24 protein-coding genes are annotated in these 20,871 nt (G+C 70.6%); 15 read left to right on the top strand and 9 right to left on the bottom strand.

The genetic code is table 11. The features are described 5' to 3' along the window. Positions 1–2: 2 nt before the first annotated feature. Positions 3–1,217 carry a hypothetical protein gene (locus tag ACIQJT_RS28680; protein WP_365452458.1) on the top strand — a complete coding sequence of 405 codons (1,215 nt, stop codon included), beginning with the start codon at positions 3–5 and terminating at the stop codon, positions 1,215–1,217. On the opposite strand, the gene ACIQJT_RS28675 is transcribed toward ACIQJT_RS28680, so the two are convergent. From ACIQJT_RS28675 to ACIQJT_RS28650, 6 genes are all read right to left on the bottom strand, one after another. Continuing rightward, positions 1,214–1,609 (bottom strand): VOC family protein, encoded by a 396-nt coding sequence (locus ACIQJT_RS28675; protein ID WP_365452456.1) that lies wholly within the window; start codon positions 1,607–1,609, stop codon positions 1,214–1,216. The two genes, ACIQJT_RS28680 and ACIQJT_RS28675, sit on opposite strands and share 4 nt — an antisense overlap. 10 nt (positions 1,610–1,619) lie before the next feature. Beyond that, on the bottom strand, positions 1,620–1,880 hold the full coding sequence (locus ACIQJT_RS28670) for a DUF3099 domain-containing protein (RefSeq protein WP_020140201.1): 261 nt from the start codon (positions 1,878–1,880) through the stop codon (positions 1,620–1,622). A gap of 76 nt (positions 1,881–1,956) precedes the next feature. Next, the gene (locus tag ACIQJT_RS28665; RefSeq protein ID WP_007382995.1) at positions 1,957–2,244 is read right to left on the bottom strand and encodes a DUF1416 domain-containing protein; all 288 of its coding nucleotides are present in this window, start codon (positions 2,242–2,244) and stop codon (positions 1,957–1,959) included. A 60-nt stretch (positions 2,245–2,304) separates the two neighbouring features. Next, positions 2,305–3,144: a sulfurtransferase gene (locus ACIQJT_RS28660; RefSeq protein ID WP_365452454.1), complete on the bottom strand. Its 840-nt coding sequence runs from the start codon at positions 3,142–3,144 to the stop codon at positions 2,305–2,307. Between the two features lie 390 nt (positions 3,145–3,534). After that, positions 3,535–4,263: a DUF2993 domain-containing protein gene (locus tag ACIQJT_RS28655; protein WP_402648283.1), complete on the bottom strand. Its 729-nt coding sequence runs from the start codon at positions 4,261–4,263 to the stop codon at positions 3,535–3,537. Positions 4,264–4,413: 150 nt separating this feature from the next. Continuing rightward, positions 4,414–4,776 (bottom strand): DsrE family protein, encoded by a 363-nt coding sequence (locus ACIQJT_RS28650; protein WP_123761657.1) that lies wholly within the window; start codon positions 4,774–4,776, stop codon positions 4,414–4,416. Between the two features lie 92 nt (positions 4,777–4,868). Here ACIQJT_RS28650 and ACIQJT_RS28645 point away from each other — a divergent pair, with 92 nt between their 5' ends. From ACIQJT_RS28645 to ACIQJT_RS28620, 6 genes are all read left to right on the top strand, one after another. Continuing rightward, positions 4,869–5,696 carry a hypothetical protein gene (locus ACIQJT_RS28645; RefSeq protein ID WP_402648280.1) on the top strand — a complete coding sequence of 276 codons (828 nt, stop codon included), beginning with the start codon at positions 4,869–4,871 and terminating at the stop codon, positions 5,694–5,696. Next, the gene (locus ACIQJT_RS28640; RefSeq protein WP_402648277.1) at positions 5,693–6,535 is read left to right on the top strand and encodes a hypothetical protein; all 843 of its coding nucleotides are present in this window, start codon (positions 5,693–5,695) and stop codon (positions 6,533–6,535) included. The genes ACIQJT_RS28645 and ACIQJT_RS28640 overlap by 4 nt, the downstream gene beginning before the upstream one ends. A gap of 206 nt (positions 6,536–6,741) precedes the next feature. Next, on the top strand, positions 6,742–7,596 hold the full coding sequence (locus ACIQJT_RS28635) for a hypothetical protein (RefSeq protein WP_402648356.1): 855 nt from the start codon (positions 6,742–6,744) through the stop codon (positions 7,594–7,596). A gap of 223 nt (positions 7,597–7,819) precedes the next feature. Next, positions 7,820–8,395 (top strand): FABP family protein, encoded by a 576-nt coding sequence (locus tag ACIQJT_RS28630; protein WP_053846074.1) that lies wholly within the window; start codon positions 7,820–7,822, stop codon positions 8,393–8,395. Positions 8,396–8,427: 32 nt separating this feature from the next. Beyond that, positions 8,428–8,865: a Fur family transcriptional regulator gene (locus ACIQJT_RS28625; protein ID WP_365452442.1), complete on the top strand. Its 438-nt coding sequence runs from the start codon at positions 8,428–8,430 to the stop codon at positions 8,863–8,865. A gap of 10 nt (positions 8,866–8,875) precedes the next feature. Beyond that, complete coding sequence (locus ACIQJT_RS28620; RefSeq protein ID WP_365452440.1) at positions 8,876–9,841, top strand: folate-binding protein; 966 nt, start codon at positions 8,876–8,878, stop codon at positions 9,839–9,841. A gap of 4 nt (positions 9,842–9,845) precedes the next feature. Here ACIQJT_RS28620 and dtd read toward each other — a convergent pair whose 3' ends face one another. Next, positions 9,846–10,271, bottom strand: coding sequence for a D-aminoacyl-tRNA deacylase (gene dtd, locus ACIQJT_RS28615; RefSeq protein ID WP_007382986.1), 426 nt, complete (start codon positions 10,269–10,271; stop codon positions 9,846–9,848). A 168-nt stretch (positions 10,272–10,439) separates the two neighbouring features. Between dtd and ACIQJT_RS28610 the strand changes: the two genes are divergently transcribed. Beyond that, on the top strand, positions 10,440–11,063 hold the full coding sequence (locus ACIQJT_RS28610) for an aerial mycelium formation protein (RefSeq protein ID WP_402648272.1): 624 nt from the start codon (positions 10,440–10,442) through the stop codon (positions 11,061–11,063). A gap of 71 nt (positions 11,064–11,134) precedes the next feature. Further along, positions 11,135–12,385, top strand: a complete 1,251-nt coding sequence (locus ACIQJT_RS28605) for a GNAT family N-acetyltransferase (RefSeq protein WP_402648270.1) — start codon at positions 11,135–11,137, stop codon at positions 12,383–12,385. A gap of 223 nt (positions 12,386–12,608) precedes the next feature. Here the strand turns inward: ACIQJT_RS28605 and ACIQJT_RS28600 are convergent, their stop codons facing one another. After that, on the bottom strand, positions 12,609–12,794 hold the full coding sequence (locus tag ACIQJT_RS28600; RefSeq protein ID WP_031056588.1) for a hypothetical protein: 186 nt from the start codon (positions 12,792–12,794) through the stop codon (positions 12,609–12,611). Between the two features lie 185 nt (positions 12,795–12,979). Between ACIQJT_RS28600 and ACIQJT_RS28595 the strand changes: the two genes are divergently transcribed. Continuing rightward, the gene (locus tag ACIQJT_RS28595) at positions 12,980–13,897 is read left to right on the top strand and encodes a GntR family transcriptional regulator (protein ID WP_365452434.1); all 918 of its coding nucleotides are present in this window, start codon (positions 12,980–12,982) and stop codon (positions 13,895–13,897) included. A 34-nt stretch (positions 13,898–13,931) separates the two neighbouring features. On the opposite strand, the gene ACIQJT_RS28590 is transcribed toward ACIQJT_RS28595, so the two are convergent. After that, complete coding sequence (locus ACIQJT_RS28590; RefSeq protein WP_053851924.1) at positions 13,932–14,120, bottom strand: hypothetical protein; 189 nt, start codon at positions 14,118–14,120, stop codon at positions 13,932–13,934. Positions 14,121–14,303: 183 nt separating this feature from the next. Here ACIQJT_RS28590 and ACIQJT_RS28585 point away from each other — a divergent pair, with 183 nt between their 5' ends. The 5 genes from ACIQJT_RS28585 (at position 14,304) to ACIQJT_RS28565 (ending at position 20,846) form a co-directional block, all read left to right on the top strand. Continuing rightward, positions 14,304–15,182: a winged helix-turn-helix domain-containing protein gene (locus tag ACIQJT_RS28585; RefSeq protein WP_365452580.1), complete on the top strand. Its 879-nt coding sequence runs from the start codon at positions 14,304–14,306 to the stop codon at positions 15,180–15,182. Beyond that, the gene (locus ACIQJT_RS28580; protein WP_402648266.1) at positions 15,131–15,916 is read left to right on the top strand and encodes an HAD family hydrolase; all 786 of its coding nucleotides are present in this window, start codon (positions 15,131–15,133) and stop codon (positions 15,914–15,916) included. The genes ACIQJT_RS28585 and ACIQJT_RS28580 overlap by 52 nt, the downstream gene beginning before the upstream one ends. Positions 15,917–16,189: 273 nt before the next feature. Beyond that, positions 16,190–18,103: a phosphotransferase family protein gene (locus ACIQJT_RS28575; RefSeq protein ID WP_402648264.1), complete on the top strand. Its 1,914-nt coding sequence runs from the start codon at positions 16,190–16,192 to the stop codon at positions 18,101–18,103. A gap of 30 nt (positions 18,104–18,133) precedes the next feature. Then, complete coding sequence (locus ACIQJT_RS28570; RefSeq protein ID WP_365452424.1) at positions 18,134–18,742, top strand: TetR family transcriptional regulator; 609 nt, start codon at positions 18,134–18,136, stop codon at positions 18,740–18,742. Between the two features lie 55 nt (positions 18,743–18,797). Then, positions 18,798–20,846, top strand: a complete 2,049-nt coding sequence (locus ACIQJT_RS28565; protein ID WP_402648261.1) for a HelD family protein — start codon at positions 18,798–18,800, stop codon at positions 20,844–20,846. Positions 20,847–20,871 lie beyond the last annotated feature (25 nt).

Below are 20,871 nucleotides of genomic sequence, written 5' to 3'. Positions count from 1 at the left end.
CGATGACGAACCAGCCGTACGAGGGCTACGACCAGTACCCGCAGCAGGGCTGGCCGGCCCACGCCCAGCAGGGGTACGAGGACCCGCAGGCCGCCCAGCAGTACACCCAGCAGTGGCAGGGCCAGACCTGGGAGACCCAGGTCCAGGCGCCGGTCGCGGGTGCCGCGGAGACGGCGTACCTGCCCCAGCAGACGTACGACGCGGAGTCCCAGGGGTACGACCCGGGCGGGCAGGGCCCCGCCACTCCCGGACAGGGCCCGGCCGCCTACGGCTCGGCGCCCCACGGTCACGCGGCCGGGGCGCCCGGACCGGACGCCTACGGTCCCGCTCCGGCCACGCCCCCCGGACCCGGCGCCTACGGTCCCGCGCCGGTCACGCCCCCCGGACCCGGCGGGCACGTCTCCGCCACCGGCCCCACCTCCTCCGAGTACGGCCCCGCCACCCTCGCCGGCAACGCGCGCGTGACCGACGCCCAGCGCGCCCGGCTGGAGGGCCGGTCCCCGATCATCGAGCCCGGCATGCAGCCCGCCGCGCTCACCGCGCTGCTCGGCCTGCTGCTCTCCGGTGCGGCGGCCGTCGGGTCGTACGCCCTCCTCGTGCCCCTCGTCCTCCTCCAGGCCGTCACCGCGGCCGGCTGGTTCCGGCTGAACGGCATGTGGCCCGCCCGCCAGGGCATCGCGCTGGCGTTCCTCGGCGCGCTGGTGGCGGACGCGGCCCTGCTGACGGCCGGCCGGGAGCACGGTCCCGCGGCGATCCTCGGCACCCTCGGCGTCTGGGTCCTGCTCAGCCTGGTGCTCCAGCTCCGCTCGCACGCCGACCCCGACGAGCGGATGTACGGCCTGATGGCGACCGTCGCCTCGGCGGCTCTCGCGATCGTCGCCACCGGGCACCTCGCGGCGGACCCGGACGCGGTGACGGTCGGCGCGGCCGCGGTGGCCGTGGCGGTCCTGGCCCGCGCGCTGCCCCTGCCGACCCCGGCCTCCGTGGTCGTCTCCCTGCTCGCCGCCGCGGGCGCGGGCATCGCCGTCGGCGGGATGACGGGCCTCGGCGCGAAAGGTGCCCTGCTCGGCGCGGGCGCCGCGGTGTGCGCACTGATCGGCCACCGGGTCGCGAGCTACGACTACCCCTCCCGCTTCGTGCACTTCACGGCAGGCGTGGCCCTGCCCCTGGCCGCGGCGGCCCCGGCGGTGTACGTCCTGGGCCGCGCGATCGGCTAGGCCGAGGTGGGAGTCCCGGTCCACAGGCAGAAGGGGTGCCCGGACGGGTCGTAGAGCACCCGCACGTCGTCCTGCGGCTGGTGCCCGGCCGGCCGTGCCCCCTGCGCCACCGCCCGCGCGGTCTCGGCATCCAGGTCGTCCACCTCGATGTCCAGGTGCAGCATCATCTGCTGGTCGCCGGGCTTGCGCGTGGGCCAGACCGGCGGGACGTAGTCGGGTTCGGTCTCGAAGGCGAGGGACGTGCCCGCGGTGCCGGGCGGCGGGCCGATGAGCACCCAGTGCGGCTCCTCGGCGCGCACCACGTACCCGAGCAGGCGCTGGTAGAAGGCGGCCAGTTCGTGGGCGTCGTGGGCGTCGAGCACGACGGTGGACAGCCACGCGGAAGAAGACATGCCCGCCTTCCTACTGCCGGCGCTTCTTCCCGTCCAGCTCGTCCCACCACTCGTCGGACTTCGGGTCGCCGGAGGGGTCGTCCCACCAGCGGTCGTCGGGGCCGCGCCGGTTGGCGACCATCGCGGCGAGCGGCGGGATCACCATGGCGACCACGCACATCCCCACGGCCACCGGCACCGACCAGAGCCGCACGACTCCCCACGCCAGGACGAAGAGGCCGATGCACGTGCCCATCATGGCGAAGTAGACATGCCGTCGTCGCGCCAACACAGGTCCAGGGTAGGCCCGGAAAGGCCGGAGGGCCGTACCTCAGGGGGTACGGCCCTCCGGCTGGTGCGCAGGTGCCTCAGACGGCGATCGCGACCTCGGCGAGCCCGCCCTGCTGGGCGACGACCGTGCGGTCGGCGGTGCCGCCGGGAACCAGGGCGCGGACGGTCCAGGTGCCCTCGGCCGCGTAGAAGCGGAACTGGCCCGTCGCGGAGGTCGGGACCTCCGCCGTGAACTCGCCGGTCGAGTCCAGGAGGCGGACGTAGCCCACCACAGGCTCGCCGTCACGCGTCACCTGGCCCTGGATCGTGGTCTCACCGGGCTTGATCGTCGAGGCGTCCGGGCCGCCGGCCTTCGCTCCGCACATGTCTTTCTCCAAAGAGGGGTCTGACCGGAAGGAAGGCCGGTCGGGTCGGAACTGGGTTTCTTACTTGTTGGCGCCGAGCTCGATCGGAACGCCGACCAGGGAGCCGTACTCGGTCCAGGAGCCGTCGTAGTTCTTGACGTTCTCGACACCGAGCAGCTCGTGCAGCACGAACCAGGTCAGGGCCGAGCGCTCACCGATGCGGCAGTACGCGATGGTGTCCTTGGAGAGGTCGACCTGCTCCTCGGCGTAGAGCTCCTTGAGCTCCTCGTCCGACTTGAAGGTGCCGTCGTCGTTGGCGTTCTTCGACCACGGGATGTTGCGCGCGGACGGGACGTGGCCCGGACGCTGGGACTGCTCCTGCGGCAGGTGGGCCGGGGCGAGCAGCTTGCCGGAGAACTCGTCGGGGGAGCGCACGTCGACCAGGTTCTGCGAGCCGATCGCGGCGACGACGTCGTCGCGGAAGGCGCGGATCGAGGTGTCCTGGGGCTTGGCCTTGTAGTCGGTCGTGGGGCGCTCGGGCACCTCCTCGACCAGCTCGCGGGCGTCCAGCTCCCACTTCTTGCGGCCGCCGTCGAGCAGCTTGACGTTCTCGTGGCCGTACAGCTTGAAGTACCAGTAGGCGTAGGACGCGAACCAGTTGTTGTTGCCGCCGTAGAGGATCACCAGGGTGTCGTTGGCGATGCCCTTCGCCGAGAGGAGCTTCTCGAAGCCCTCCTGGTCGACGAAGTCGCGGCGGACCGGGTCCTGCAGGTCCTTGGTCCAGTCGATCCGAATGGCATTGCGGATGTGGTTCTTCTCGTAGGCGGACGTGTCTTCGTCCACCTCCACGATCGCGATGTTCGGGTTGTCGAGGTTGGCCTCGACCCAGTCGGCGTCGACCAGGACGTCGCTGCGGCTCATGCTCTTTCTCCTCCGGGGCAGTTGCGGCGGGGCGTGCGGAAGGGTGCGCGGGGCGCACGGATGCCCTGGGACGCCAGGGCAGGGGGATGCGGAGGCCGGTGCCGTCCGCTCAGAAGGGGCGACAGAGCATGGCGGCGACGCGGCACAGGTCTACTGCCCGCCGCTTCGTGAGATCCGCCTGTCGCTTCATAGTGGTCGATCGTAGGGACGGACATACCGGCATGTCACCGGTGTGTCGCATGCTGAGATGCGATCGTCCGGGATGTGGGACCAGAAAGCCGCCCGGGCCGCGCTCCCGCGCTTCCCGGACGGCTGCGTCCGTCCTCGCATCTACGGTACGGACGTCACCGTCTCGCCAGTCGGACGAGCCGGTCCGGTCCGAGACTCGTCCTACCCGGCGAGCTTGACGTCCGAACCCTTCACCGCGATCTCCACACCGTTCGCACCCGCTTCGACCTTGTCGAGCTTGATGCCGCCGGGCAGACCCTCGACCTTCTGGTCGAAGTCGGCGACCGAACGGAAGTCGGAGTCGGCGAGGGTGATGTTCCCGAAGCTCGGGATCGAGTCGGCGTGCACCCGCACGGTGTCGCCGTCGACGACGCTGACGGTGCTGAGCACGGAGACGGGCTTCTCCAGGGCGCTGAACTTGATGTCGACCTTGATCTTGCCGTTCCCGCCGTCGGAGAGGCCGACGACCTTGGCGGTGACGCCCAGCGGGAGCCGGGCCTCCTGCGACCCGGCCGCCTTCAGCAACTGTTCGTAGGCGATGGTCGCCGAGCCGGCGGCCGTGGTGGCGGTGGCGGAGCTGTAGTCGCCGGAGAACGCGACGCCCTTCATGGCGGCATTCAGGTCGTCGATGCGGATCGTGCCGCCGCTGGTCCCGGTGTCCGCGGCGTAGTCCTTCATCCCGACCTCGACGTCGTCGAGCTCCCCGCCGGCCACCTGGGTCAGGAACGGGAACCCCTTGATGTCCACGCTCGGCGTGGTGGTCAGCCCCTCCTGCGTCTTCAGCCGGTCCGCGACCTCGCCCTCCGCGAAGTGGACCGCCAGACGGTCGGCGGCGACGAACAGCCCGCCGAGAATCACGACGGTGATCAGAAGTATTCGCAGGGCGCGCATGCGGTGGATTCCCCCAGAGCGGCGGTGGTGTCGACGGACGGGTGGCCGTCGACCGTGAGACTAACCGCGCCGGGTAAGGCGTTCCTTGAATTGTCGACCAGTTGTGACAGGCCGCGGGGCCGCTCAGTCCGCTCAGTCCGCACAGTCCGCTCAGTAGACGAGAGCCTGCGTCCCGTCGGCGAGCGCCTCCTGCACGAACACCTGCGCGCCCGCGATCCGTACGCCCTCGATGACGTCCTTCTCCGTGATGTCCCGGCGGGCCGCGCACTGGGTGCACAGGGTGAGCCGCCCGCCCGCGAGGACCGAGTCCAGCAGGTCGGGCAGCGGGGCCGCGTGCGGCAGCTCGAACTCCGCGGCCCGCCCCGGCAGCGCGAACCACGCCGACTCCCCGGTCAGCCACAGCGAGACGTCCACCCCGCTGGCCACGGCCACCGCCGCCACGGTGAACGCCTGCGAACAGCGCTCGGGTGCGTCGGCCCCGGCGGTCACCTTGATCACGAGCTTCTTCGCCATGGCCGAATCGTAACCAGCCCGGCCACAACTCCAGGCGCTGACCATGAGTCACCTGTGGCGCGCGTATATGGCATGCGCGCCTCAGGTTGGGTGTGAGGGATGTCTTGCAAGTACCCGAAGTAGAAGAAACAGGGGCAGCGCGTCCGCCCGGGGATGAGCCGATCCATCCGGCAGCCCCGGTCACGGAAGCCGTCCCCTCGGCCGGGAGCCGGCCGCCGCGCCGTCGCGGGCGGACCACGACACTGATCGCCGGCGCGGCCGTGCTCGGCGTCGTCGCCGGAAGCTGCGTCGGCTACCTGATCCAGGCCGACCGCGAGCCGACGAAGCTGCCCTCGCTGTCCCAGCCGGTGCTGGCGCAGGCCAAGGGCCCGGCCCCCGAACCGCTGTCCGCCGCTCAGGACCGCCGGGTGAAGACCGACGGCGACCTGCGCAAGCTGCTGCTGAAGAAGCCGAACGGGGCCAAGGCCGCCGAGTGGTCGGGCAGTGACGGCTGGATGACGCTGGCCGACATGGCGGAGTCGTACCACAAGCCGGCCGGGGCGTTCAGCGACCTCGTCGCCGAGGAGTTCCGCCGTGCGGCCGACACGGGCTGGCAGGTCGGCCGCACCTACGGGGTGGAGATCCGGCTGATGCAGTTCCGGCAGGAGGAGGAAGTGCAGGCCTCCGACGTGGCCGACGGCGAGAACTACGGCGAGGACGGCGAGGACGGCACCAAGAGCTGGCCGGTTCCGGGCAGCGACAACGGCATGGTGTACGTCCACACCAAGCCGGACACCAAGCCCGGTTACCTGCCGCAGTACAACGCCACGGCCGTCGCCTGGCGCGGGGACATCGTCATGAAGATCTTCGTCTGGGACGCCAAGCCGATTCCCAAGGCGAAGATCATGGACCTGGCCGAGCGGCAGGTGAAGAAGCTGTGAGTGAGAGCGAGAACCAGCAGGTGGGCGAGGTGGGCCAGGCCGAGCTCGTGGCCTCCGCCGAACCCGTACCGCCCGCGCCGGACAAGAAGCCGGTCCGCCGGGGCCGTATCGCCGCGGTGGTCGGGTCCGTGCTGCTGGCCGGGGCGGTCGTCGCCGGGGTCGGCTACACGGTGGTCACCGTCCAGGGCGCGGACGTCGATGCGGGGGCTCCGGTATGGAAGTTCCCGAAGGAGCGGACCGACAAGGAGAAGGCCGCCCCCGCGCAGGGGCTGTCCGCGATGCTCGTGCCGTACGGGGTCGACGGGTGGAGCCAGGGACCCGACATCGGGGAGTACGGGGCCGACGCCGAGCTCAGTGGAGCCCAGGCCACCGCGTTGCGCAAGCAGTCCTTGAACGGGCTGCCCCGGACCCAGCGCAAGGCGCTGGAGAAGCAGATCGACAAGCAGCGCCTCTCGGGCATCGCGATGCGCAGCTATCTGAGCACCGATGAGATCTCCTCCATCTACACGGACAAGGCCTCCGCGGTGACCATCGAGCTCTCGCGGCTGGACAACAAGGCCGCGCTGCGGGGGATCACCGAGTTCCAGCACGAGTTCCTGGACACGCTCGGGGACGTCCTGCGCGACGGGCCGCGCATCGAGGGCCACAAGGACGCCCGGTGCTTCCTGCTGCCGACGGACAAGGACGAGAAGCTGGACTCCATGTTCTGCTGGGCCCAGCAGGGAAACGTCCTGGTCAGCCTGGTCGCGGACAGCGCAAAGCCCATGCAGAAGACGAGTGTCGCCATGCTCCTGCGCGAGCAGCTCGACCGCATCGCGGAGCCCGGGGAGTCGGTATGACGGAACAGACGCAACAGCAGCCGCCGCAGCCCGCGGCCCCGCCGGCCGACCTCGAGAAGCTGGAGCCGGTCGGGTCCGGCGAGGCCGAGGCCGAGCAGAGCGATCCGCGGGACCACCTGCCGTCCCCCCGCTCCGCCGAGCCCTCGGCGGCCGCGTCCGCGACCGCGCCCGAACCCGGGCCGGCGCCCACCCCTGCGGCCGGGCCGCTGCCGGACACCGCGCACGGTACCGAGACCCCGGCACTCCTCGCGGCCGCCCCCGACCCGGCCACCGCTCCCACCCCCGATCCCGCGCCCAGGGACCGCCGGGTCCTGCGGGCGACCCTCCGCTGGACCGCCGCCGTCCTCACCTTCGCCGCGTTCGGCGCGGGGACCGCGTACGGCATCACCGGGATGGAGCGGACGGACGTGCCGGGGCTGGCGACGGTGTCGGACGGACGGTGGACGTATCCGACGTTGACCAAGGCACCGCTGCCCTCCGGGAGTCCGGGGCCGTTCGCCGTGGAGAACAAGGCCGGCAGCCACTACGCCGATCTGCGGGCGCTCGTGCTGCCCGCGCCCGAGGGAGCGACCGTCGACAAGGCGCTCAGCGGTACCGACGGGTGGCTGGCGACCAAGGACCTGCTCGTGGAGTACGCAGAGAAGGAGGACCGCGACGAGCTCGGGACGAAGTTCTCCGAGAACGGCCTGCGGCACATCGCGGCCCGCGGCTGGACCACCCCCGACGGCACGCACACCCGGATCTACCTGCTCCAGTTCGACACCGCGGTCGTCGTGGACGACCTGTTCGGCCAGGACCTCGCCCCCTACGGCAGCCCCGGCTACGCACTGCGGGACGCCTCCGACTCCGTCTCCGACGAGCACTTCCCGGCCGCGGCCCGGATCCCGGACCTCACCGCCTCCGTCTACGTCGAGTCGAAGCCGTACGGCAAGGAACAGACCCGGCATGCCTACCTCAGTGCCGGCGACGTCCTCGCCCTGGTCGTCCAGTCCCGCAAGGGCACCGCGAACCCCGTGCCCTTCCAGCAGACCGTGACCCTCCAGGCCCAGCTCCTGGGCTGAGCCGCGGAGGGGAACCTCGCACCGCCCCCGGGCCCCGGCCGCGTAAGCTGGGGCCCGGCCCGTGTACATGCACCGCACTCCGCTCATCCGAGGAGCACCCCGTGGAGATCTTCTTCGAAGCCCTGCTGGTCCTGGTCTGCGTCGGCGTCCTCGCCTTCGCCTACCTGACCGTGAAGAAGCTGTACCAGGGCCAGCGCTGACCCCCCTCTAGGAACCGCCACTCATGATCGAGATCCCGTCCGACCTCCACAAGGACCTCGTCCCGCTCGCCTTCCTGCTCGGCAACTGGGCCGGCGCGGGCGTGCACGACTTCCCGGGCTCGGAGAAGTGCAACTTCGGCCAGGAAGTGACCTTCAGCCACGACGGCCGGGACTTCCTGGAGTACGCGTCCCGGACCTGGGTCCTGGACAACGACGGCAACAAGGTCCGCCCGCTGGAGACCGAGCACGGCTTCTGGCGCATCGACTCCGACCGCAAGGTCGAGGTGACGATGGTCCGCGACGACGGCGTCGTCGAGATCTGGTACGGCGAGATGGCCGACCAGAAGCCGCAGATCGACCTGGTGACCGACGCCGTCGCGCGCACGGCCGCCTCGGGGCCCTACAGCGGAGGCAAGCGGCTCTACGGCTACGTCAAGAGCGACCTCATGTGGGTCGGCGAGAAGCAGACCCCCGAGGTCGAGCTGCGCCCCTACATGTCCGCCCACCTGAAGAAGGTCGTCACCCCGGAAGAGGTCGAGCGCTGGGCCAAGGCCCTCCCCGACGATATGCCGGACGACGGGATCGCCTTCTTCAAGTAGGTCCCGCACCCGGAGGTCCTAGACTTTCCGGTGTGGTGAGCACCGACTGGAAGAGCGACCTCAGGCAGCGCGGCTACCGGCTGACGCCGCAGCGCCAGCTTGTCCTCGAAGCCGTGGACACCCTGGAGCACGCGACCCCCGACGACATCCTCACGGAAGTGAAGAAGACGGCGTCGGGGGTCAACATTTCCACGGTCTACCGGACCCTGGAGCTCCTGGAGGAGCTCGGTCTGGTCAGCCACGCCCACCTCGGGCACGGGGCGCCGACGTACCACCTCGCCGACCGTCACCACCACATCCACCTGGTCTGCCGCGACTGCGAGAACGTCATCGAGGCGGACATCGAGGTGGCCGCCGACTTCACCGCGAAGCTCCGGCGGGAGTTCGGCTTCGAGACCGACATGAAGCACTTCGCGATCTTCGGCCGCTGCAAGGACTGTTCTCTCAAGGCTTCAACTACCGAGTCGTAGGCTTAGGCATATGAAGAGCCCTCTGCTGTCCCTGCCCGGCGCCGTCCCCGCCGAGGGCGTGGACGAAGGCGTCGCCGCGCACTACGGCGACCTGTTCCGCGAGCAGCGCGCCCTCGCCGACGGCACCGGATTCGTCGACCTCTCGCACCGCGGGGTCGTGTCCGTCTCCGGCGAGGACCGTCTCAGCTGGCTGCACCTGCTGCTCACCCAGCACGTCAGCGACCTGCCCACGGGCCAGGCCACCGAGGCGCTGATCCTCTCCGCGCACGGGCACATCGAGCACGCGCTGTACCTCGTCGACGACGGCACGACCGTCTGGGCCCACGTCGAACCCGGCACCCAGGGCGCGCTGATCGCGTACCTGGAGTCGATGAAGTTCTTCTACCGGGTCGAGGTCGCCGACCGGACGGACGAGATCGCGGTCGTCCACCTGCCCGCCGGTTCCATCGCCGAGGTGCCGGAAGGGGTCGTCGTACGCGAGACGCCGTACGGCCGTGATCTGTTCCTGCCCCGCGCGGACCTGGAGTCGTACGCCGAGAAGTCCGGTCCCGCGGCCGGCCTGCTCGCCTACGAGGCGCTGCGCGTCGAGCACCACCGTCCCCGCCTCGGCTTCGAGACCGACCACCGCACCATCCCGCACGAGCTGGGCTGGATCGGTACGGCCGTCCATCTCCAGAAGGGCTGCTACCGCGGCCAGGAGACCGTCGCCCGCGTCCAGAACCTGGGCAAGCCGCCGCGGCGCCTGGTCTTCCTGCACCTGGACGGCAGCGAGGTCCATCTGCCGCCCGCCGGCGCCGACATCCGGCTCGCGGACGAGGGCGCCGAGGGCCGCAAGATCGGTTTCGTGACGACGTCCGTACGCCACCACGAGCTCGGCCCGGTCGCGCTCGCCCTGGTCAAGCGGAACGTCCCGGTGGACGCCCGGCTGCTGGCCGACACCACGGCCGCGGCCCAGGAAGTGGTCGTGGAGCCCTAGGGCCTCACATCTCCAGCAGGACCGTGAACGGGCCGTCGTTCGTCAGGGAGACCCGCATCCGGGCGCCGAAACGGCCCGTGGCCACCGTCGCGCCCAGCGCGCGGAGCTGGGCGACGACCTCCTCGACGAGGGGCTCGGCGACGTCGCCGGGGGCGGCGGCGTTCCAGGTGGGGCGGCGGCCCTTGCGGGCGTCGCCGTACAGCGTGAACTGGCTGATCACCAGCAGCGGGGCGTCGATGTCGCTGCACGACTTCTCGTCGTGCAGCATCCGCACCGACCAGAGCTTGCGGGCGAGTTGGGCCGCCTTCTCCTTGGTGTCCTCGTGGGTGACCCCGACGAGGACGCACAGCCCCTCGCCGCTGATCTCCCCGACCGTCTCCCCGTCGACGACGACGCTCGCGCCGTCCACCCTCTGCACCACTGCACGCATGTGCCCATCATGCCGGTCACCCCGCAAGCGGCCGTGTTCGGGTTTGTTTTTGATCCTTAACCCCCCATCTGGGGCCGTTGGGGGCCGTTCGGGGGCACTCGGTCACATAGCGGCCACTTGGGGTGGCACGATGCTTCCACACGCCGGTCGAGGGGACGGTAGAGGCGCATGAGCACACCGAGTACCGGGCAGCACTCCGGGCCCGTCCGCGTTGCCCACAGGTCGGAACCGGAGCCGCTCCGGCCGCCCGCGCAGCGTTCGGACAGCCCCCTGCTGCCCCCCGATCCACCCGAGCAGGACCTCGCCACGCTGAGCCTGCCCGAACTGCGCGCCCTGCGCAGGGACGCCCAGCGGGACGAGGCCGACCTCAGCTACGTCCGACGGCTGCTCCAGGGCCGTATCGACATCCTCCGCGCGGAGCTGCTGCGCAGGTCCCCGACGGGTTCGGTGCTCGAACGGCTCCCGGAGGCATCCGTGGTCGAGCGGCTCCCGGAGATCCTCACCGACGCCCCGGCCCGCCACCGCTCCTCGGCCCGCCACGTCCGGCTGGGCACCCCGCACAGCGAGGAGTACCGGCTGCTGGCCGCCGAGATGCTCGCCGAGGTCGGGCTCTCGGACCTCTCCGCCCGCACCGATCTGGAACTGACCACCGCGATGGCCCGGCTGGTGCGCTACGAGCAGCAGGTCTCGGGCCGCCGGCAGCGGCTCCAGCGCACGGCGGACGAGTGCAGCGGGGAGATCGCCCGGCGGTACCGGGAGGGTGAGGCACAGGTGGAGGACCTGCTGACCTGAGGGATGCACGGCCGCCCGGGGGGCGGAGAAAAGTGCGCGACACCTCCACCCCGCCCGCCTACCGTGGCCCCATGAACGTCCCAGCCGACATCGACGTCCGTCCGATCACCGAGGCCGAGTACCCGGAGTGGCTGCGTGCCGTGCGGGCCGGGTTTCTGCGGGAGCCCGTCGTGTCGGCGGCGGAACTGGAGGCCCGTAGGGGGCAGTTCGAGCCGGGCCGGTTCATCGGTGCCTTCGAGGGGGACCGCTGCGTGGCGACCTTCCGGTCGTTCGCGCAGGAGGTGACGGCGGTCGGGGGCCGGTTCGTGGCCGCCGACGCGATCTCCGCCGTCACCGTGACCGCCACCCACCGCCGACGCGGCCTGCTGACCCGCATGATGAGCCAGGACCTCGCCGCCGCCAAGGAGCGCGGGGACGTCCTGGCCACGCTGATCGCCGCCGAGTACCGGATCTACGGCCGGTACGGCTTCGGCCCCGCCACCTCGGGCACCGAGTGGACGATCGACGTCCCGCGCGCGGGCCTGGACCCCCGCGGCCCGGATCTGGGCGGCGGCCGTATCGACCTGGTGGACCCCGACGACGTACGCAAGCTCGGTCCCGAACTGCACGACCGGATGCGCCGGGCCACACCGGGGGCGATCAGCCGGGACGACTGGTGGTGGCAGCTCAACACGGGTGCCGTGCGCACCGATCCGAAGTGGACCGAGCCGTTCTTCGCGGTGTACCGGGCGCCGGACGGCACGGTCGAGGGGCTGATGACGTACGACGTCGACGAGAAGTGGGCCGACACCATGCAGCCGGCGAACACGGCGAGCGTGCGGGGCCTGATCGCCTCGACCCCGGCCGCCGAGCGCGCCCTGTGGCACTACCTGTGCTCGATCGACTGGGTCACGCGGGTCAGGAGCGGCTGGCGGGCCCCCGACGACCTGCTCCCGCACCTGCTGCCCAACCCCCCGGCTGCCGGGGTCAGCATGCACGCGGACTGGATGTGGGTGCGGATCCTGGACGTCGTACGGGCTCTGGAGGCGCGGACCTACGACAGCGAGGGCACGCTGGTGCTGGAGGTCGTGGACGGCTCCGGACTGGCCGGCGGACGGTACCGCCTGGAGGCCTCGCCCGCCGGCGCCTCCTGTACGGCGACCACGGAGAGCGCCGACCTCACCCTCGACGTGCGGGAGTTGGCGACGCTGTGGCTCGGTGACGAGTCGGCGGTGCGGCTCGCGGCGCTGGGGCGGGTGCGGGAAGACCGAGCGGGCGCCGGCCGGGGGGCCGACGCCCTGCTGCGTACGTCCAGGCGGCCTTGGTGCCCGGACATGTTCTGACGCCTTCTTCCTGTCGACGACGGCTGACTGTTCATCCGTAGCTGTGCTCTTCGGTTGTGGCTGTACGGGTGGGGCTGTTCAGTTGTGGCTGTTCAGTTGTGGCTGTGCCGGTGAGGTCTTCAGTTGTCGGTGTTCAGTTGTGGCTGTGCTGACCGACCGGGCTCCCGGCTCCCCTCCAGGAGGGAGCCCGGTCAGCCGGATCCTGGGCCCGGTGGGGCGGGCGTCATCCGGACTGGGCGAGCAGCATCACGAGGATGACCGCTCCGATGCCGCCGATGGCGACGTTCTTCGACTTGACGCCGATGGTCAGGGCGAGGAACGCGATGATGCCCATCGCGCCCCACTTCCACTGGACGAGCGCTTCGAAGCCGACGGCGAGGGCGGCGATGGCGACGGCGATGAACGGCATGACGGTCCCCCCTTCGGGACGGTGGCCCCTGTCGACCGCCGAGTTGGCCAACCTCGTGAAGTTTTGACCATGTTTCTCAAGGTTGACCAAGTTGGCGACCAACTTCACTGTACTTATCTCCGCTTGGATGCGGCTCATAACCACCTTCCAGTGAACTGCCCAAAGATGGCGGGAAGTTGTAGTGTTTGGTCGTGGACCCCGAACACGCCTCCGTCAATGGGCGGAAGAGGGCACAGCGGCCACAGAAGTCACATCGCGAGGTGGCCGACGAGCTCCGCGCCCGGATCCGGTCCGGCACGCTGCGGGCAGGTCAGCGCATGCCCACACAGGCGCGGCTGGCCGACGAGTTCGGAGTCGAGCGCGGGGTCGTACGGCAGGCGCTGTACCTGTTGCAGACGGAACACCTGCTCACCAACGTCTCCAAGGGAAGCCCCGCGACCGTCGCTCCTGACCTGGGCCTCAGCAGGACGGCCGCCGGCCCCGGGGCCGCGCCACAGCCCACCATGGTCACCCTCGGCCCCCGGGTCGCCGCCGCCTTCGCCGCCCCGCACGTCGAGATAGACGCCCTGTGCCTGACGTCGGTGTCCCTCAACCTCGCGATCGCCGAGGCGCTGCGTCAGATCCACGCCGGACGACTGAATCCGGCCAAGGTCGACGTCCGCGTCCTGCTCCCGGGCCGGGACATCGACCTCGCCTTCCCGGTGCCGGTGGAGGGCCGCGGCGACGGCGACCCGGTGCACGAGCGCTGGCTGGCCCAGCGCAACGCGCAGGGCCAGGTTCTCCAGCACAACCTCCTGGCCCTGCGGGCCACGCACGGCATAGACGTGCACGTGACCTTCCGCGCCCTGCCCTTCACGCCGCCGGTGAAGCTGTACCTGCTCAACGGCGCGGAGGCGCTGTTCGCGTACTACACGCTGAGCCGCCGCAAGGAGGAGATCGACGACGAGCACCTGGAGCTGTACGACTCCGAGGGCACCCAGTCGATGCTGTTCGCCTTCGAGCAGGGCGCGGGGCTGCGGGACACGACGTTCGTGGAGCAGTCCCATCTGTGGTTCAACGCACTGTGGGAGACGATCAGTTCGGAGCTGGCGCTCACGAGCTGAGGTCTCCCACAGGGGCGGATCAGGGGTGCTCGGGTCATAGGGCGGGTCCCGCGACCAGCAGGGCGAGCACCACGGCCCCGGTCGAGCTGATCGCGGGGTTCTTGGCCTTGATGCCGATGGTGAGCAGGAGCATCCCGATGATGCCGCTGGCTCCGTACTTCCACTGCAGGGTCTGCTCGACGCCGACGACGAAGACGGCGGAGAGGAGGGCAAGGGCCGGCATGGTGGTTCCCCCTTCGGGCTTCGGGGCGGGCGAGGCGGGCAACGCGGGAGGGGCAGTGCGGAGGCAAAACTTCCGCCAACTCAATCAAGTTGGCAACCAACTCTAACTATGTTGTCCCCACTTGGCGGCAGTTGATAAACAACTTCGCGACAACTCCCCACAGATGGATTGGAGTTGTACCGTTTGGTCGTGACCCAGGAGAACGTGGCAGTGAACGGCAGCAGAAGGCTCTCGCCCCAGGAAATCGCCGACACCCTGCGGGAACGCATCCGCACGGGCGATCTCAAGGCCGGCGACCGCCTCCCCACCCAGGCCGAGCTCGCCGAGGAGTTCGGGGTGGAACGGGGCGCGGTCCGCCAGGCGCTGCGCGCCCTTCAGGAGGACGGACTGCTCAGCAACGTGAGCAAGGGGAGCCCGCCGCGGATCGCGGAGGTGCCGGTCACCCAGGGGAGTCCGCAGCCCACCATGGTGGCCCTGGCGCCCCGCTTGGCCGACGCGTTCGCCACTCCTCACGTCCGGATCGACGCGGCCTGCCTGACGGCGGAGACGCTCATGGTGGCCCTGAGCGAACCGGTCCGTCTCATCCACGAGGGCAGCCTGCACCCCGAGTCCATCGACGTGCGTATCCTGCTGCCCTCCCGCGACATCAACCTGGCCTTCCCGGTCCCGGTCGAGGCCCCCGACGACGACAACCCGGTCCACCAGCGCTGGCTGGAGATGCGCAACGCCCAGGGTCACGTCCTGCGCCACAACCTCCGCTCCCTGCGCTCCTCCCACGGCATCGACGTCAAGGTCAGGTTCCGCGCCCTGCCGTTCACCCCGCCGGTGAAGCTGTACCTGCTCAACGGCGTGGAGGCGCTGATCGCGTACTACATGGTCGCGCGCAGGGAGGAGGCGACCGACACCGGAACGCTCGACATGTACGACGTCCTGGGCACGGAGTCGCTGCTGTTCTCGTTCGAGAAGAGCGCGGGGGAACGGGACGCCGCGTTCGTGGAGCAGTCCCAGAAGTGGTTCGACGCCCTCTGGGAAACCATCACGACGGACCTGACACTCTCCTAGTGACTCCTGAGACGACGCACACTGAACCGGTGACAGCAGAGACAGCACGACTCGCATCACTGGTCGCCTCCGCTCGGTACGTGCTCTGGGACATGGACGGACCGATCTGCCGGCTGTTCGCGGGATATCCGGCACACCAGATAGCCGGGGAACTGGTGGAGAAGATCGACCAGTTGGGGATGGGCGGCTTGCTCACCGAGCAGGAACGATCCGGCAATGACCCGCAGGAGACCCTGCGCGGTGTGCACGAACGACACCGGGGAAGCGACCTGGTTCTCGAGCTGGAGGAGTGGCTCACTCGGCGCGAACTGATGGCCGTGGCCACGGCGATGCCCACGCCGTACGCGGACCCCTTGATCAGGACCTGGTCGTCGCTCGGCGCGCGGTTCGCGATCACCACCAACAACGCGGCGGTCGCGGCGACGGCCTACGTCGAGAGCCGCAAGCTGACGGACTGCTTTCCCCACGTCTACGGCCGCACGCCCAACCTCGACCTGATGAAGCCGAACCCGCACTGCCTGGATCAGGCCATCAAGGCCATGGGGGCGCTGCCCTCGACCACTCTGATGATCGGCGACACGCACACAGACCTCCGGGCGGCGCGGCAGGCCGGGGTCGCGTTCCTGGGCTACGCGCGTGACGAGAACAAGGAACAGATCCTGAAGGAAGCGGGCGCCGAGGTCGTCGTGCGCTCCATGGAGCAGGTTCTGGAGGTCCTGCAGAGTCCTGCCTGAGCAGTCGGCAGCAGATGGTTCGACTCGGCCGGCCGGCTCCTGGCGACGTAACGAAGCGGGCACGGAGACGTTAAAAACTCCGGCACGTCTCTGACATAGCCGACAGGTCTCCCTCCAAAGGACGCATCCGGGCCGTGCGGACAGGCGCGTGCCGCTATCGTGTGCATCAATTTTCTTGGATGCGCATCGTTTTCGATGTTTAGAACTAGGCTTTCAGGAGCATGGGTGGCGATCGGGGCTTGGCCTGACCGCGGGGGCGAAGTCCGTAATGCCGTGCTGACGGCATTTCTTCGCAACGGATACATCCGTGAGCTCTCCACGGCAGCACGGGTGGCGCCTCCCCGGACGGGGATCGGTGAACCGGTTCTGGCCTGTCCGTCCGACAAACCCGTCGACTCCCTGACCATCGGCGTACTGGCCCGGTTCCTCGCACAGTTGACGCTCGTTCGCAAAGAGGCGCTGCCCGCGCTGCCCGCCGAGTGGTCGCGCAACGAGCGGGACAGCAGGGCCTACCTGGACACTCTCGTGCGGCAGGCGCAGCGGCGGATGCTCGACCCCCATCGGACGGCGATCGGCGGGCTGTTCGCCGTTCTCGGTGTGCCGGAGGACGGGCTGATGCGGTTCGCCGAGCAGGTGCCCGCCCTGTCCCGCCGGCCCTACGCTCTCCTGCTCACCAACCTCGCCCGCGAGAACGTCACCGTCCTGCAGGGCCCCAAGCTCTCGGTGGCCCGTCTCGACTGGACCTCGGCGTCGTACGGAGACCCGCTGCACGGTCTCGCCAGCCATGTGGTGCGGATGCGATACCCGCAGGACCAGGTGGACGAAGTTGTTCAGGCGTGGGCGGACGAGATGCGGCGCACCAGGCCGCAGGCCGTCGGCGGTCTCGGTCGCGACCTCCCTCACTACGTCCGCTTCGAGCGCATCCATGCCGCGTACGACGAGGTCGTCCGCGCGGCGAGGTCTCTCGGGGACTCGGTCCAGGACCGCCCGCTGCTGGCGGCGGCCGCTGATATCGGTACGGCTCTGGAGAGCGCCGCCGGCCTGCTTGGAGTGTCCGAGGTCCCGCCGACGAAGGAGATCGCCGACGCGCTGTTCCGCTGGCAGGCCGCGCGCCTCGCGCGGGAGGCCGACAGGGTGCCGCACACGCTGTTCCGGTGGCGGCGTGACGACCGTGTACCCGAGCGGGACGACTTTCCGGCGGACCTGGTGCGCAGCGCCCTGGCGGTGGAGGGGATCGCCCCGGCCGACCGGGTCTTCCGCGGGACGGCTCATCTCAACACCGTCGTCCGGCTCAAGGGATACGGCCACTCCGTGGTGGTCCGGCGCGAAACCGCGGCGGCCCCCCGCCGGGAGCAGGGGCTTCTCCCCGAACACGCCGTCCTGCAGGTGATCGAGCAGTCGGGTGTGGAGGTGCGGACCCCGCGCATCCTGGCTCTCGGTTACGACGATCGCGGGCGCCATGTGGCGATCCACACGTACGAGGGTCCCGAGGGCGCGGCTCCCCAGCACCCCGTGGACGGGCTGCTGCCCGCCGAGGCGGACGAACTCGTCGACGAACTCGCCGCGCTGGCCGGCGTGGATCACTCGTCCCTGCCGTCGGAGGAGCCGAAGGAGGGCTTCTACCGCTGGCTGGCCGAACGGCTGGCGGACTTCGTCACCGCTCTTCCCGCCGAGACCCTGCGAGCCGCCGAGCAGCGGGGTCTGCCGGACGGTGATCTGCTCCGGCGGATCCTCGGCCGGTACCAGGTGACCGACCGTGCCCCCGTCCTCCTGCACGGAGACCTCAATCCCTGGAATCTGGTGCGTGGCGGGCGCCAGGGAGGGCTGACGATCATCGACTGGGAGATGGGGATGATCGGCGATCCTCTTTACGACCTGGTACGCCATCTGCACCTGACGCCGACCCGCACCGAGATGCGCGTGCGCATGTTCGACCGTTGGAGCAGGAAGCTTCCTTCCGGCTGTGTCGTGGGGTGGGAGCGGGACTGGCGCGTCTACCGCTGGATCGAGCAGATCCGCTCGGCGTACGTCGACCTGGACCGGATGACGACGGGCGCCGCACTGAGCACGCCGAACGTACGGCGGGCCGTCGACGCGTACGAGATGACCCTCTCCGCCGCCACCGGCTCTCTGGGGCTGCGCAGGCGTGTCGTGCCGAAGGCGCCCGCCTCGCTCAAGGCGTCCTGACCGCGGATCCCGGTGCGTAGGCTCACCCCCATGACCACCCCCGGCCTCCGCGAGCGCAAGAAGCGGCAGATGTACGAGACCGTCTCCGAGATCGCCATCCGGCTTTTTCTGGAGAAGGGCTTCGACGCCGTGTCCGTCGCCGAGATCGCCGCTGCCGCCGAGATCTCCAAGCCGACCCTGTTCCGGTACTTCCCGGCCAAGGAGGACCTGGTCCTGCATCGGATCGCGGATCACGAGGACGAGGCCGCGCGGGTGGTGACGGAGTCCGAGGAGCCGCCCCTCCTCGCCCTGCGCCGGCACTTCCTCGAGGGGCTGGAGCGGGCGGATCCCGCCACCGGGCTCAGTGATCATCCCCAGGTGCTCGCCTTCCACCGGCTGCTCTACGGCACTCCCGCGCTGGTCGCCCGGGCGCACACCCACCTGGAGCGGCAGGAGGCCGCGCTCGCCGAGGTGCTCGGGGGTGATCTGGACGCGCGGCTGGCCGCGGGGCAGATCATCGCCGTACGGCGGGTGCTCGCCCTGGAGAACTGGCGGCGGATCGCCGCGGGGGAGCGGATCGAGGACGTGCGGGGGGACGCCGTGGCCGCGGCCGAGCGGGCGTTCGGGGTGCTGGCGGGCGGGCTGACCTGGCTCACCTAATAGTGACCCGGTAAAGAATTTAACTCGGTTGCTTTTTGCGCGTACGCTCGTCCTCATGACGTCAGCCGAGCCCGCTCCCTCCCGTTCCGCCCTGAACGAGTCCCTCCACCGCGAGCGCGTCCACCACGACCGCTGCCGTGCCGCTCTCGCCGCCATGGTCGACGGGGCACAGGAGCAGGTCGTCGTCGGGGAGGACGTCTCCGCCTCCGGGGCCGACGCCGAAGTCCTCGGGTACCGGCTGCGGAGTCAGGCCAAGGAGATGCGGGAGCTGCCCGAAGGGCCGTTGTTCTTCGGGAAGCTGGAGTTCGACCGGGGAGAGCACGCCGGGCAGGCGTATCACCTGGGCCGGCTGCGGATCACCGAGCATCCCGCCGCCCCGCCGCTCGTCGTCGACTGGCGTGCGCCCGTCTCCCGCGCCTTCTACCAGGCGAGCCCGCGCGATCCGCGGGGAGTCGCCGTGCGGCGGCGGTTCGGTTGGGCGCCGGGGAGCAAGGGGGACTCCGCGGACCTGACCGGGCTGGAGGACGAGTACCTCAGGGACGGGGGCCCGGAGCAGGTCAGCGCCATCGTCGCCCGGGAGATCGAACGGCCCCGCGTCGGACCCATGCGGGACATCGCGGCGACCATCCAGCCCGAGCAGGACGACCTCGTACGCGGTGACCTCGCCGTCTCCGTGTGCGTCCAGGGCGCTCCGGGCACCGGGAAGACCGCCGTCGGGCTGCACCGGGCCGCCTACCTGCTCTACACCCACCCGCAGCGCATGCGGCGCGGCGGGCTCCTCGTCCTCGGGCCCAACCGGACCTTCCTCTCCTACATCTCCCAGGTGCTGCCCGCGCTCGGCGAGAGCGGCGTACGGCAGTCCACGCTCCAGGACGAGATCGCCCGCCATCCGGTCACGGCCGTCGACGCCCGTCCCGCCGCCGTCCTCAAGCACGATCCCCGCATGGCGGAGGTGCTGCGCCGGGCGCTGTACGCCCGTGTGTCGACCGCGCAGGTCGACTCCCTGGAGATCAGGGACGGTTCGTACCGCTGGCGGGTCGGTGCCGGCGAACTCGCGCGGATCGTGGCGGACGTACGGCAGGAGGAACCGCCGTACGGGATCGGGCGGGAGCGGGTGCGCGGGCGGGTGGTGCGGAGTGTGCAGTTGCAGGCCGAGCGGCGGGCCGGGCCGCAGAACGCCGCCTGGGTGCAACGGGTCTCCCGGTCACGGGCGATGGGGGCCTTCCTCGACGCCGTGTGGCCCAAGGTGCGGCCCGAGGAGGTGGTGGCCGGACTGCTGGCCGGGAGCGAGGAGTTGGCCGCCGCCGCCGACGGGATTCTCGACGCCGAGGAGCAGAGGGACCTGCTGTGGGCCAAGCCGCCGCGGTCGTGGAAGTCGGCGCGGTGGTCGGCGGCCGACCAGGTGCTGCTGGACGAGGTCGCCGGGCTGGTGGAGCATCCCGAGGGGTACGGGCATCTCGTCGTCGACGAGGCTCAGGACCTGTCCCCGATGGAGTGCCGGGCGATCAGCCGCCGGGCCCGTTTCGGGTCGGTGACCGTGCTCGGTGACCTGGCGCAGGGGACCACGCCCTGGGCGGCCCGCTCGTGGCACACCGTCCTGCGGCACCTCGGCAAGCCGGACGCGGCCGTCGTACCGCTGACCACCGGGTTCCGGGTGCCGCAGGCCGTCGTCGCCCTCGCCAACCGGCTCCTCGCGCGGCTGGACGTGGAGGTGCCGGAAGGGCGGTCGCTGCGGGGGGACGGTGAGTTGGCGGTGCGGCCCACGTCCCCGGACGGCCTGCCGGGCGCGGTCGTGGACGCCGTACGGGAGTCGCTCGCGTACGAGGGGTCCGTGGGGGTCGTCGCGGCCGACGCCGACGTGGCACGTGTGCGGCGGGCCCTCGACGCGGCCGGGATCGCCTGCGCCGGGCCGGACGAACTGGGCGCGCGGGTGAGCGTGGTGCCGGCGAGTGTGGTCAAGGGCCTTGAGTACGACCACGTCGTGGCCGTCGAGCCGGCCGCGATCGCGGAGGCGGAGGAACGGGGGCTGCACCGGCTGTACGTCGTGCTGACCCGGGCGGTGTCGCGGCTGGTGGTGGTGCACGGGCGGCCGTTGCCGTTCTAGGGCGTGCCGTTGGTGTCCGGTCGTG

This window comes from Streptomyces sp. NPDC091972, from assembly GCF_044756385.1.
Taxonomy (GTDB): domain Bacteria; phylum Actinomycetota; class Actinomycetes; order Streptomycetales; family Streptomycetaceae; genus Streptomyces.
The sequence above is the reverse complement of the archived record's forward strand: the minus strand, read 5'-3'. Positions and strand labels throughout refer to the sequence as shown.